9 protein-coding genes and 6 tRNA genes are annotated in these 13,075 nt (G+C 65.9%); 6 read left to right on the top strand and 9 right to left on the bottom strand.

The genetic code is table 11. The annotated features are described in order from the left end of the window. The first annotated feature begins 60 nt into the window (after window positions 1–60). From rho to A2G96_RS15445, 5 genes are all read left to right on the top strand, one after another. Complete coding sequence (gene rho / locus A2G96_RS15425) at window positions 61–1,323, top strand: transcription termination factor Rho (protein ID WP_012353193.1); 1,263 nt, start codon at window positions 61–63, stop codon at window positions 1,321–1,323. Window positions 1,324–1,398: 75 nt separating this feature from the next. Further along, window positions 1,399–2,250 carry a M90 family metallopeptidase gene (locus A2G96_RS15430; RefSeq protein ID WP_062802209.1) on the top strand — a complete coding sequence of 284 codons (852 nt, stop codon included), beginning with the start codon at window positions 1,399–1,401 and terminating at the stop codon, window positions 2,248–2,250. A 197-nt stretch (window positions 2,251–2,447) separates the two neighbouring features. Continuing rightward, entirely contained in the window at window positions 2,448–2,708 is a 261-nt protein-coding gene (locus A2G96_RS15435) for a type B 50S ribosomal protein L31 (RefSeq protein ID WP_012353195.1), read from the top strand. A gap of 273 nt (window positions 2,709–2,981) precedes the next feature. Further along, window positions 2,982–4,769 (top strand): ArnT family glycosyltransferase, encoded by a 1,788-nt coding sequence (locus A2G96_RS15440; protein ID WP_062800660.1) that lies wholly within the window; start codon window positions 2,982–2,984, stop codon window positions 4,767–4,769. 135 nt (window positions 4,770–4,904) lie between these two features. Further along, window positions 4,905–6,257, top strand: coding sequence for an MATE family efflux transporter (locus A2G96_RS15445; protein WP_062800662.1), 1,353 nt, complete (start codon window positions 4,905–4,907; stop codon window positions 6,255–6,257). Between the two features lie 193 nt (window positions 6,258–6,450). Here the strand turns inward: A2G96_RS15445 and A2G96_RS15450 are convergent. The 7 genes from A2G96_RS15450 to gltX all read right to left on the bottom strand — a co-directional run bounded on the left by A2G96_RS15450 (window position 6,451) and on the right by gltX (window position 9,066). Continuing rightward, a tRNA-Asp gene (locus tag A2G96_RS15450) sits at window positions 6,451–6,524 on the bottom strand. Between the two features lie 72 nt (window positions 6,525–6,596). Next, a tRNA-Glu gene (locus A2G96_RS15455) sits at window positions 6,597–6,672 on the bottom strand. 66 nt (window positions 6,673–6,738) lie between these two features. After that, window positions 6,739–6,814, bottom strand: a tRNA-Ala gene (locus A2G96_RS15460). Between the two features lie 195 nt (window positions 6,815–7,009). Next, a tRNA-Asp gene (locus A2G96_RS15465) sits at window positions 7,010–7,086 on the bottom strand. Between the two features lie 69 nt (window positions 7,087–7,155). Beyond that, window positions 7,156–7,231, bottom strand: a tRNA-Glu gene (locus A2G96_RS15470). Window positions 7,232–7,297: 66 nt separating this feature from the next. Beyond that, window positions 7,298–7,373: transfer RNA gene (locus A2G96_RS15475), tRNA-Ala, on the bottom strand. 292 nt (window positions 7,374–7,665) lie between these two features. Next, entirely contained in the window at window positions 7,666–9,066 is a 1,401-nt protein-coding gene (gltX, locus tag A2G96_RS15480; protein WP_062800664.1) for a glutamate--tRNA ligase, read from the bottom strand. A 259-nt stretch (window positions 9,067–9,325) separates the two neighbouring features. On the opposite strand from gltX, the gene A2G96_RS15485 reads away from it, so the two are divergent. Continuing rightward, window positions 9,326–10,255: a patatin-like phospholipase family protein gene (locus A2G96_RS15485; protein ID WP_062800666.1), complete on the top strand. Its 930-nt coding sequence runs from the start codon at window positions 9,326–9,328 to the stop codon at window positions 10,253–10,255. 71 nt (window positions 10,256–10,326) lie between these two features. Here the strand turns inward: A2G96_RS15485 and A2G96_RS15490 are convergent, their stop codons facing one another. Both A2G96_RS15490 and A2G96_RS15495 read right to left on the bottom strand, forming a co-directional pair. Further along, a complete protein-coding gene (locus A2G96_RS15490) occupies window positions 10,327–11,007 on the bottom strand; it encodes a C40 family peptidase (RefSeq protein WP_062800668.1) in 681 nt (226 codons plus the stop codon). A gap of 410 nt (window positions 11,008–11,417) precedes the next feature. Next, on the bottom strand, window positions 11,418–13,061 hold the full coding sequence (locus tag A2G96_RS15495) for an ABC transporter ATP-binding protein (RefSeq protein ID WP_062802210.1): 1,644 nt from the start codon (window positions 13,059–13,061) through the stop codon (window positions 11,418–11,420). Between the last annotated feature and the right edge of the window lie 14 nt (window positions 13,062–13,075).

Consider the following 13,075-nt stretch of genomic DNA (forward strand, 5'->3'; position numbering starts at 1 on the left):
CTCATTTTCTCCCCCTTCCTTTACGTCTCGCCCGTCCGGGCCCATCTGTACCCCTCGTCTATGCACCTGACAGAACTCAAATCGCTTCACGTGTCTGCGCTTCTCGAAATGGCGGCTACGCTCGAGATCGACAACGCACAGCGGATGCGCAAACAAGAACTGATGTTTGCGATCCTGAAGAAGCGCGCCAAGATGGGCGAAACCATCTACGGAGACGGCACCCTGGAAGTTCTGCCCGACGGCTTCGGTTTCCTGCGCTCGCCCGAGACCTCGTACCTGGCCAGCACCGACGACATCTACATCAGCCCGTCGCAGATCCGCCGCTTCAACCTGCACACCGGCGATTCGATCGAGGGCGAGGTGCGCACGCCCAAGGACGGCGAACGCTATTTCGCGCTGGTGAAGGTGGACAAGGTCAACGGGCAGGCGCCCGAAGCGGTCAAGAACCGCATCATGTTCGAGAACCTGACGCCGCTGCATCCGAACCGGCCGCTCACGCTCGAACGCGACATCAAGGCGGAAGAAAACATCACCGGCCGCATCATCGACATGATCGCGCCGATCGGCCGCGGCCAGCGCGCGCTGCTGGTGGCGTCGCCCAAGTCGGGCAAGACCGTGATGCTGCAACACATTGCACACGCGATCGCCAACAATCATCCCGAAGCCGACCTGTTCGTGCTGCTGATCGACGAGCGTCCGGAAGAAGTGACCGAGATGCAGCGCTCGGTGCGCGGCGAAGTGGTGGCCTCCACCTTCGACGAACCCGCCATCCGCCACGTGCAGGTCGCCGAAATGGTGATCGAGAAAGCCAAGCGCCTGGTCGAGCTGAAGCGCGACGTGGTGATCCTGCTGGACTCGATCACCCGCCTGGCGCGTGCCTACAACACGGTGGTGCCGGCGTCGGGCAAGGTGCTGACCGGCGGTGTCGACGCCAACGCGCTGCAGCGCCCCAAGCGCTTCTTCGGCGCCGCGCGCAACCTGGAGGAAGGCGGTTCGCTGACCATCATCGCCACCGCGCTGATCGAGACCGGCAGCCGCATGGACGACGTGATCTACGAAGAGTTCAAGGGCACCGGCAACATGGAAGTGCACCTGGAACGCCGCCTGGCCGAAAAGCGCGTCTATCCGTCGATCAACCTGAACAAGTCCGGCACGCGCCGCGAAGAGCTGCTGATCAAGCCGGACATCCTGCAGAAGATCTGGGTGCTGCGCAAGTTCATCTCGGACATGGACGAAGTGCAGGCGATGGAATTCATCATGGACAAGATGAAGGCCACGAAGAACAACGCAGAGTTTTTCGATATGATGCGCCGAGGCGGCTGAGCCTCGCTGCGGCGGTGCCGCAACGCAGACAGGAAGGCGTGCCGCGGCACGCCTTTTTTGTTTTTCGACGATGTCATGCTGGGCAAACTGACCACATTCCTGCGCTCGCGCTCGCGCGCCCGCAAGCTCGAGCACTACGCCATCCCCGACGCGCTCTGGTCGCGCACCGTGGCCACGCTGCCGTTCGTGCAGCGCTACGGCAGCGCCGACCTGGCGGCGCTGCGCGAGCTGGCCACGCTGTTCATCGCCGAGAAGGAATATTCCACCGCGCACGACCTGCCGCTGGACGACGACATGGTGGTCAGCGTCGCGGTGCAGGCCTGCGTGCCGATCCTGAAGCTGGGGTTGCCGTGGTATCGCGGCTGGCATGGCATCGTGCTCTACCCGGGCGAGTTCATCATCCGGCGAACCGTGCAGGATGAGATCGGCCTGGTCCACGGCGTGGTCGAGGAAGCCAGCGGCGAAGCGTGGGAGCACGGACCGGTGATCCTGTCCTGGCCCGACGTGCACAGCCCCGGGGCGGGGATCGACAGCGACCACGAACTGCCGGCGGACACCTACAACGTGGTCATCCACGAATTCGCCCACAAGCTCGACATGCTTGACGGCGAGCCCGACGGCGTGCCGGCGTTCTCGCGCGTGCTGCATCCCGAGGTCGACGCCGAGGCCTGGGCCGAGACCTTCCTGACCGAGTACGACCGCTTCGCCGAAGCCTGGGATGCGCGCGACGAAGCCGACTGGGAGCACCCGGAGCGCTTGCCGGCGGCGCTGCGCATCATCGATCCGTACGGTAGCGAGGCCCCCAGCGAGTTCTTTGCGGTGACTTCGGAGGCATTTTTTGTCGAGCCGGTCGGGCTGGCACGGCATTGGCCGGCCGTTTACCAGTCCTTGGCGATGTTCTATCGGCAGGACCCCGCCGCAATGTGAAATACGCGTCGCTTTTTGGCCGCAACACTTTGTTGGACCGGTGCCCTTACGCCCTTCCCCAAGTATTTGTTTTTCTGCCATAATCCCGGTTTGCCCGTAATCGGCAAGTGGTTCGTTCGTGGCCGCGCCATGCCTTCTCCGCTGACGGAGAACCGCGGATTGCAACGGACTGGCTACCCAACCAGAAAGGACTCATCATGAAAGAAGGCATTCACCCGAATTACCGCGAAGTCGTGTTCCAGGACATGTCCAGCGACTTCAGCTTCATCACCCGCTCGACCATCCAGACCAAGGACACGATCGTGAAGGACGGCAAGGAATACCCGCTGGCCAAGATCGAAGTCTCGTCGGAATCGCACCCGTTCTACACCGGCACCCAGAAGATCATGGACACCGCCGGCCGCGTGGAAAAGTTCCGCCAGAAGTTCGGCAACAAGCTGGGCAAGGCTGCGAAGTAATCGCTTTCAGCGACCCCGCTTCGCGCCAGCCGCGGACAAGTTCCGGGCGAGCGCGAACCAGCAAAGAGGCAGCATCGGCTGCCTCTTTGCATTTGTGCCGTAGCGCCGCACAGGCAAGCCCTGTCGGCCCTCGCAGCCCGGCCGGCACTACCTGCTATTCGGACTTACCCCCACATTCCGTGAGGCTTCCACGCCATGCCACGGCCACGCGGCCACTGCATGCGCGATACTGTGGCCTTCGCGCCATGGCGCCACGGCCCGACCTGAGCATCGATGCGTCAAGCCAACACCTCACCCGTCCAGTTGACCGCAGCCGCCACCGGCGCCCTGCCGCGCGCGCTGCTGCTGGCCATCTGCATCATCTACGGCCTGGTCGGCCTGTTCGGGCGCGACCCCTGGAAGAACGAGGACGCCGCCGGCTTTGGCGTGATGTGGCAGCTCGCCACCGGCAGCACCCACGACTGGCTGATGCCCAACATCGTCGGCCGCCCGTACAGCGAGGACGGCCCGCTGGTGTTCTGGATCGGCGCGCTGATGATCCGCGGCTTCGGCGGCTGGCTGGGCGCGACCGACGCGGCGCGGCTGGCGACGGCGTTGTTCTTCTTCGCCACCTGCGCCTGCATCTGGTACACCACCTACCTGCTGGGCCGGCGCGATGAGGTCCAGCCCTTTGCCTATGCCTTCGGCGGCCAGCCCAATGCGCGCGACTACGGCCGCACGCTGGCCGACGGCGCGCTGCTGATCTTCCTCGCCTGCGTGGGCCTGGCCATGCGCGGGCACGAGACCACGCCGCAGGTCGGCCAGGTCGCGTTCATCGCGCTGGCGCTGTACGGCATGGTGCGCAGCCTCGACAAGCCCACCCAGGGCAGCCTGATCTATGGCGCCGCGCTGGGCGGCCTGACGCTGGCGAGCGGACCGCTGCTGGCGCTGGCGCTGCTGTTCGGCACGGCGGTGTGCGCGCTGGTGTGCAAGCCGCTGCCATGGCGGCGCCTTGCCGCGGTTGCGATTCCGCTGGCGCTGCTGATCGTGGCGGCATGGCTGGCGGCCGCCTATTTCGGCGCGGCCGACCGCAACGAGGCCGTGACCTTTATCCGCGAATGGTCGCGCTATGACCGCCGCAGCTACGGCTCGCCCAATATGGCGACGTTCGGCTTCAACATGCGCAACCTGTTCCTGTACACGTGGCCGGTGTGGCCGATCGCGGGCTGGGCCTGGATCGCCTGGACCGGCATGCGCCGGGCGCCCCATGTCGCGGCGCCGCTGGCGCTGCTGCTGCCGGTGCTGGTGCTGCTGTTTTTGCAGCGCAGTGCCGGCGACGTGCAGTTCATCCTGCTGTTGCCGCCGATGGCGGTGCTGGCCGCCTTTGCGCTGCCGACGCTGGCGCGCGGCGTGATCAACGCCATCGACTGGTTCGCGCTGCTGTTCTTCACCATCTTCGGCGGCACGGTCTGGTTTATGTGGATCGCCAAGACCACCGGCTGGCCGCCGCGCATCGCGCGCAACGTGTTCCGCCAGCTGCCTGGCTACCAGCATGAATTCACCATCGCCGCGGTGGTGTTTGCGCTGGCGGCGACGCTGGCCTGGGTGCTGATCGTGCGCTGGCGCCTGTCGCGCGCGCCCAAGCAGATCTGGCGCCCGGTGGTGATTTCCGCGGCCGGCACCACGCTGATGTGGGTGATGGCGATGACGCTGTGGCTGCCGTCGATCAACTACGGCAAGACTTATCGCGACGTGGCCCAGGCGGCATCGATGGCGCTGCCGCCGGCCTACCAGTGCGTGCAGCCGATCCGCATGGGCGATGCGCAGCTGGCATCGTTCGCCTACTTCGGCCATATCCGCTTCGGCGGCCCCAACGACGGCTGCGACGTGCTGCTGCGCCACGATTCGGTCGACTACGGCGAGCCGGGCAATATCTCGCACTTCGAGTGGCGGCTGATCTGGGAAGGCCGGCGCCCGGCCGACCGCGACGAGCGCTTCCGCATGTACCGCCTGGTCGATACCGCACGCGCGGTCCACCCGCGCCCCGACCTGCCGCGACGCCGGCTGCCGCGCCAGCCCTGACCGGCTATTCGCTGATAGCCATCTCTGGCCGAAGCACCTGACACATACCGCAGCGCCTGACGCGCCCACGAACCATTCCGGCCGCAGGCGGCTGCGGGGCTGGACTTCCAGTCCGCCCCCCCTGCCGAGCCCTCAATGACACTGTTCCAAGACCTTCGTCGCATTGCCAGCCTGGCCGCCCCGGTGCTGGCCGGGCAACTCGCCGTGATCGCCTTCGGCGTGATCGATACCGTGATGGCCGGGCGCGCATCCGCCACCGACCTCGCCGCCGTGGGCCTGGGCGGGTCGATCTACGTGACCATCTATATCAGCCTGATGGGCGTGCTGCAGGCACTGTCGCCCATCGCCGGCCAGCTCTATGGTGCCGGCCGCCTCGAGGCAATCGGTGCGGAAGTGCGACAGGCCGCCTGGCTGGGCGCGGCGCTGGCGCTGCCTGGCGTGCTGCTGCTGGCGTTTCCCGGTCCGCTGCTGGCCTTCGCCAAGGCGCCGCCGGAACTGGTCGAGAAGGCCACCGCCTACCTGCATTTCGGCGCCTTCGGCCTGCCGGCGGCATTGGCCTTCCGCATTTACTCGGCGCTGAACAATGCGCTGTCGCGGCCGATCATGGTGACGGTGCTGCAGGTCGCGGGGCTGGCGCTGAAGGTGCCGCTCAACGCCTGGTTCATCCACGGCGGCCTGGGCGTGCCGGCGATGGGCGGCCCCGGCTGCGGCCTGGCGTCGACGCTGATCAGCTGGACCTGGTGCATCGCCGGAGTGCTGATCCTGCGTTATGGCAGCGCCTACCATGCGCTGCGCATCTTCGACACCTGGAGCTGGCCCGCGGCCGCGCCGCTGCGCGCGCTGTTGCGGCTGGGCGTGCCGATGGGATTGACCTACCTGATCGAGATCACGTCGTTCACGCTGATGTCGATCTTCATCACGCGCCTGGGCACGGTGACGCTCGCCGGCCACCAGATCATCGCCAACCTTGGCGCCGTGGCGTACATGCTGCCGCTGTCGCTTGGGATTGCGACCTCGACGCTGGTGGCGCAGCATCTCGGCGCGCGCGACCGGGCTGGCGCCAGCCGCCTTGCCTGGCGCGGCATCCGCATGGCGGTGGTGCTGGCAGTGCTGACCGGCGCGCTGCTGTGGCTGCTGCGCAAGCCCGTGCTCGACGCCTATGCCAGCGATCCCGCGGTGGTCGCCGCGGCGCTGCCGCTGGTGCTGTTCGTGGCGTTCTACCAGGCCTTCGACGCGGTGCAGGTGATGACGGCCTTTATCCTGCGCGCGTACAAGATCGCACTGATCCCGACCGTGATCTACGCCGGCTCGCTGTGGGGCATCGGGCTGGGCGGCGGTTACGTGCTGGGCTTTGGCCTGATCGACGGCATGCCGGCCTTCACGCGCGGCGCGAGCGGCTTCTGGCTGGCCAACAGCATCAGCCTGGGTATTGCAGGCGCGCTGCTGGTGCGGTATTTCAGCCGGGTCAGCAGGGATTCGGAAAACTGAGTCGAGGAGTGGAAAAGAAAAAGCCCGCTTGCGCGGGCTTTTCAAATTGGCGGAGTGGACGGGACTCGCCTACGTGCCGCAGGCCGCTGCTGCGCCTGCAGGCGCAGCCCTTCTCGTCCCGCCGCGAGCCGCGCACGCGGCTCGCTCCACTCCGTACAAAAGAAAAAGCCCGCTTGCGCGGGCTTTTCAAAATTGGCGGGGTGGACGGGACTCGAACCCGCGACCCCCGGCGTGACAGGCCGGTATTCTAACCGACTGAACTACCCCTCCTTAGTCGGCTGCCGGCTCAAGCTCCTGCTTGAGACGACATGCTGGACGTCTGATTACGCCCGGCTGTGTTGGCGTCCCCTAGGGGATTCGAACCCCTGTACTCACCGTGAAAGGGTGATGTCCTAGACCTCTAGACGAAGGGGTCAGAAACTTGTCTTTCAACACGTTCCGTCTGGCACCAACCGGTACTGCCTGGCTGGAACCTGAATCTTGGTGGAGCTAAGCGGGATCGAACCGCTGACCTCTTGCATGCCATGCAAGCGCTCTCCCAGCTGAGCTATAGCCCCGTATCCGGTACTCTGGACGGTTACTGCTGGATTCTTCCACCGCCACGCTTACGCAGCGTTTGCAGCGAAGACAGGTTTATATAGCGATTTCGGCAACGAATGCAACATATCTTATTGCATTTACCGCGATTCAGAACATAATCCCTCACCCAAAAGGAAAACCCGCATGGCGGTTACACCATGCGGGTCTAGTTTTGGCGGAGTGGACGGGACTGGAACCCGCGACCCCCGGCGTGACAGGCCGGTATTCTAACCGACTGAACTACCCCTCCTTAGTCGGCTGCCGGCTCAAGCTCCTGCTTGAGACGACATGCTGGACGTCTGATTACGCCCGGCTGTGTTGGCGTCCCCTAGGGGATTCGAACCCCTGTACTCACCGTGAAAGGGTGATGTCCTAGGCCTCTAGACGAAGGGGACAGAAACTTGTCTTTCAACACGTTCCGTCTGGCACCAACCGGTACTGCCTGGCTGGAACCTGAATCTTGGTGGAGCTAAGCGGGATCGAACCGCTGACCTCTTGCATGCCATGCAAGCGCTCTCCCAGCTGAGCTATAGCCCCATGGTACTTCCATTTACTGCAACTTGCTGCATTTTCGCCTGAATTAACTACCGTTTCAAGCGAAGCCAAGATTATATATCAATCATTAATCTTTGCAAGTTCCCGTTTCAGCTTTTTTCGCCTGCTCCGCACTTCAATAATCCGTTCAGAGATAACGAAGATCCTTGCGGATCCGCCGGCCCGCTTGGTCGCTTTGTAGCTGCCGCGCTGCAGGGAGAACGAGATTATGCGCAAGTCCTGGCCGAAGCGCAAGCCCCGGCGCGGACTTTTTTTGCGTCTTTTCAGGCAGCGCTCAGGCCGCGGCGGCCAGGCGGCGCAGCACCGTGTCGCGCCCGAACAGCTCCAGCACCGCATCGATGCTCGGCGTCTGCAACTGCCCCGCCACCAGCAGCCGTACCGGCATGGCCAGCTTGGGCATCTTCAGCCCGAACTCGGCCAGCACGGCCTTGAAGGCGGCGCTGATCTCTGCGCGGGTCCACGCCGGCAGCGCCGCCAGCCGGGCCGACAGTGCCGCCAGCGCCGGCTGGATCTCCGGGGTCAGATGTTCCGCCTTGAGCGCGGCATCGGCCTGCGGCTCGCCGCGATAGAACAGCAGCGCGGCCTGCGCGACTTCCTTCAGCGTGTTGGCGCGGTCCTTCACCAGCGCAACCACGCCAACCAGGTCGGCCCCTTCCACCCTGCCGCCCAGCGCCTCGATAAAGGGCTGCGTCAGCGTGGCCAGGCGCTGGTTGTCGCCGACCTTGATGTAGTGGTTGTTGAGCCAGGCGAGCTTCTCGGGGTTGTACTGGGCCGGCGACTTGCCCAGGTGCTCCAGGTCGAACCATTCGACGAACTGCTCGCGCGAGAAGATCTCGGCATCGCCGTGGGCCCAGCCCAGCCGCGCCAGGTAGTTCAGAACCGCCTCCGGCAGGTAGCCCTCGTCGCGGTACCCGGTCACGCTCATCGCGCCATGGCGCTTGCTCATCTTCTCGCCCTGCTCGTTGAGCACGGTCGGCAGGTGCGCATAGACCGGCGGCGTGCCGCCCAGCGCGCGGATGATGTTGATCTGGCGCGGCGTGTTGTTGACGTGGTCGTCGCCGCGGATCACGTGGGTGATCTGCATGTCGAGATCGTCCACCACCACGCAGAAGTTGTAGGTGGGCGTGCCGTCGGGACGCGCGATCACCAGGTCGTCGAGCTCGTCGTTGGAAATCTCGATGCGGCCCTTGACCGCGTCGTCCCACACCACGCTGCCGCCGATGGGGTTCCGGAAGCGGATCACCGGGTCCACGCCGGCCGGCGGTTCGGGCAGCACCTTGCCCGGCTCGGGCCGCCAGAAGCCGTTGTAGCGCGGCTTTTCGCCGCGCTCGCGCTGGGCTTCGCGCAGCGCGTCCAGTTCCGCCGTGCTCATGTAGCAGCGATAGGCCAGACCGGCCTCGACCATCTGCGCCACCACCTCGCGATAGCGGTCCATGCGCTGCATCTGGTAGAACGGCCCCTCGTCGATATCCAGTTCCAGCCAGGCCATGCTTTCGAGGATCACGTCGACCGCTTCCTGCGACGAGCGCTCGACGTCGGTGTCCTCGATACGCAGGATGAAGTCGCCCTGCATGCGGCGGGCAAAGGCCCAGGGATAGAGCGCGGAGCGGATGTTGCCGAGATGAATAAAGCCGGTCGGGCTCGGCGCAAAGCGGGTGCGGACGCGTTGAGTCATGGTCAGGGGAAAAACAAGAAAGCCCGCGCGCGGTGGCGCGCAGGCTGGTGTATGTGCGGGCCCTGCATTATACCAACGCGTATTGCCTGGCCTCGCCCTCGCCCGGCCCATTGCGCGCACCGGCGCCGCGCGGAATCATTTATGCTTGCGCCGGTCTGAGCTGTGGCCGGCAGCCAGGCCGAGCGATGCGAACGTGGATCGAGAAGCACCCGCATCGCATCGCCGCCGCCGGTCCCACCTTGCTACCGATCCCCGCTGCATGCAACGACGTCATTTTCTCGGCATCTCCGCCGCCGCCCTGCTGGCGGGCTGCGCCTTCGGCCCGCGCCCCGCGCCTCCGGTCGCGACCACACCGCCCTCCCCGCCCACGCCGCGGCCCGTCAAGATCGGCCTGGCGCTGGGCGGCGGCGCCGCGCGCGGCTTTGCCCATATCGGCGTGATCAAGGCGCTCGAGGCCCAGGGCATCCGCGCCGACCTGGTCACCGGCACCAGCGCCGGCGCGGTGGTGGCGGCGCTGTACGCGAGCGGGCTCAATGGCTTCGAGCTGAACAAGCTGGCCTTGACCATGGACGAGGCCGCGATCGCCGACTGGGCGCTGCCGTTCGGCACCCGCTTCGGCGGCTGGCTCAAGGGCGAGGCGCTGCAGAACTACGTCAACCGCCTGGTGCAGAACCGCCCCATCGAAGCCATGAAGCTGCCGCTCGGCATCGTCGCCACCGACCTCAAGAGCGGCGACAAGATCCTGTTCCGCCGCGGCAACACGGGCCAGGCCGTGCGCGCTTCCAGCAGCGTGCCGGGCGTGTTCCAGCCGGTCTCGATCCAGGGGCACGACTATGTCGACGGCGGCCTGGTCGAACCGGTGCCGGTGGATTCCGCGCGCAGCATGGGCGCGGACTTTGTCATTGCGGTCAATATCTCGGCCGACCCGTCGGCGCAGCAGCACGCCGGCCAGAGCGGCGTACTGCTGCAGACCACCGCGATCATGGGACAGTCGATCAACAAGATGGCGCTGGCGCGCGCCGACGTGGTGATCCGGCCGCAGCTGCCCGATATGGGCGGCAGCGACTTCAACGCGCGCAACCGCGCCGTGCTGGCGGGCGAACAGGCCACCGCGGCGGTCATGGCAACGCTGCGGCAGCGGCTGGAACAGGCCCGCTTGGCGCCGGCCGCCAAGGTGGCGGCGCAGTAGTAGCCGCTGCTCTTCGGAAAACAAAAAGGACTGCCGCAGCAGTCCTTTCCTGTTTGGCGCGTCCTCAGCCGTCAGCCGCCGTACAGCGACGCGCGGGCCGCCTTGGGATCGTAGCGCTTGAGCGTCTCGACCATGCCGTCCAGGCCCTCGGCACTGCGCTCCTTGCCGTCGTCGATGCGGCGCGCGCCGTTGTAGCGGGTCACCCAATAGGCCGCGCGCATGTCGTCGACGCGGATCTTGCTGCCGGTGGACGGCGCGTGCACGAACTTGTTGTCGCCGATATAGATGCCGACATGCGAGAAGGTCTGGCGCATGGTGTTGAAGAACACCAGGTCGCCCGGACGCAGGTCGCTGGTCGCCACGGTGGTGCCGACGCGGCTGATTTCGACGGAGCGGCGCGGCAGCATGAAGCCGAAGGTGTCATGGAACACGTAGCGGACGAAGCCGCTGCAGTCCAGACCGGACTCGGGCGTATTGCCGCCGAAGCGGTAACGCACGCCGATCAGGCCCAGCGCGTTCATGACCAGGTCGCCAGCCTTGCTGGCAACGTTGCTGGTGGAATTCACCACCGACGACAGCAAGCCGCGCTTGCCTTCCGGATGCGCATCCACGGCCTGGGCCGCGGATTCGATACGGGTGTCGGCATCCTTGAATACCGTATCCGCCAGCACTCCATTCGACACAGTCGCACCGCAGGCAAGGGCAAATCCGACGGCGGCGCGCGCCAGGGAATGAAGCACCGATCGCTGCATTGGTTCTCCTGTTGATCGTTCCAAAGCAAGCCCCGGCACAAGGTCCGGGGCAGCTGGGTATTGGGTGGATGTCGCGCGAACGTTTCAGTGACGTCGGGCGATCATCGTGTGAACTACAGGGGCAAGCCTTACGCAACCTTCGCGCCAGGCCGTCGTATCGGCTGCCGCACCGCAAGCGTGCGCGGCACAGGCAAATGCGCCGGACGCACCACCCCCAAAACTAGTTCTGGCGGGATGGTAAAGGGTTGTCATTCACATGTCAAAGTTCGTTACAAATTCGGCGGATTTGGCTTCCGAATCAACGATATAGACCGGTTTTCGCATCTTCTTTATCGGATTAATCCCATGGTTCGATGCTAGCCGGCATGCTCGGGAACTGTCACCGCAGTGCAACAGAAAGCCTTACCGGATCACGCCGCACCGACCTGCGCCGCCGCCATCAGCTTGCGCGTATAGGGATGTTGCGGTGCCCCCAGCACCACTTCGGTGTCGCCCGACTCGACCACCTCGCCGGCCTTCATCACGATGACCCGGTGCGCCATGGCTCGGATCACCGCCAGGTCGTGGCTGATGAAGAGATAGCTGAGGTTGTACTTGTGCTGCAGCTGGGACAGCAGCGCCAGCACCTGCTGCTGGATCGACACGTCCAGCGCCGAGGTGGGCTCGTCCAGCACCAGTATCTGGGGCTTGAGGATCAGCACGCGGGCGATGGCGATGCGCTGGCGCTGTCCGCCCGAGAACTCGTGCGGATAGCGGCCCAGCGCGGTGCGGTCGAGGCCGACCTCGCGCAGCGCCTCGATCACGCGCTGGCGCGTGGCCTCGCGCGACAGCCCGGGCTGGTGCAGCGCCAGCCCTTCGCCGACGATCTGCTCGATGGTCATGCGCGGCGCCAGCGAGCCGAACGGGTCCTGGAACACTACCTGCATGCGCGCGCGCAGCTTGCGGCGATCGTCGCGCGTAGCGGTGTCGAAGCTGCGGCCCAGGAAATGGATGGTGCCGGCGCTCTTGCGCTGCAGCGCCAGCACGGTATGCGCCAGCGTGGTCTTGCCCGAGCCGGACTCGCCGACGATGCCCAGGGTCTCGCCCTCGCGCAGCTGGAAGTCGACATCCTTGACCGCCGCAAACTGGTCCTTGCCGAACCACCCGGCCAGGCCGCGGCGCTTGCGCGCATAGCTGACGCCCAGCTTGTTCGCCTCGAGCAGCACCGGCGCCAGCGGCACCAGCGGCAGCACCTCGCGCCGCGGGCGGCTGTCGATCAGCTTGCGGGTATAGGGGTGCTGTGGCGACGCGAACACGCTGGCGGTGTCGCCGGTTTCCACCAGCACGCCCTTCTCCATCACGCCGACCCGTTGCGCGAAGGCGCGCACCAGGTTGAGGTCATGGGTGATCAGCATCACCGCCATGCCGAACTCGGCCTGCAGGTCGCGCAGCAGGTCGAGGATCTGCGCGCGGATGGTGACATCCAGCGCCGTGGTCGGCTCATCGGCCAGCAGCAGCTTGGGCCGGCACGCCAGCGCCATCGCGATCATGGCGCGCTGGCGCTGGCCGCCTGACAGCTGGTGCGGGAAGCTGTCGAAGCGATGCGCGGCATCGCTGATGCCGGTGCGCTCGAGCAGCGCGATGGCGCGCTCGCGCGCGGCGCGGCGGTCGAGGCCTTCGTGCAGCGCCAGGGTTTCGACGATCTGATTGCCGATGGTGTACAGCGGGTTCAGCGCGGTCATCGGTTCCTGGAAGATCATCGCGATCTCGGCGCCGCGGATCGCACGCATCTCGCGGTCGGAGACCTCGAGCAGGTTCTTGCCCTCGAAACGGATCGCGCCATCGTAGTAGGCGTCTTCCACCAGCCGCAGCATGGCCAGCGCCGTCACGGTCTTGCCCGAACCCGACTCGCCCACCAGCGCATAGCGCTCGCCGGCACGCAGGTCGAAGCTGACGTCGCGCACCGCGCGGGTGGCATGCTCGCCATGGCCGAAGGTGACCGACAGCTTGTCGACGCACATCAGCGTGGTCCCTGGCGCGGGCATCGGTGCCGGCTCCAGGTCCGGCAAGGTCATCGGCGACACCGCGG

It is taken from the genome of Cupriavidus nantongensis, from assembly GCF_001598055.1.
GTDB classification, from domain to species: Bacteria; Pseudomonadota; Gammaproteobacteria; order Burkholderiales; family Burkholderiaceae; genus Cupriavidus; species Cupriavidus nantongensis.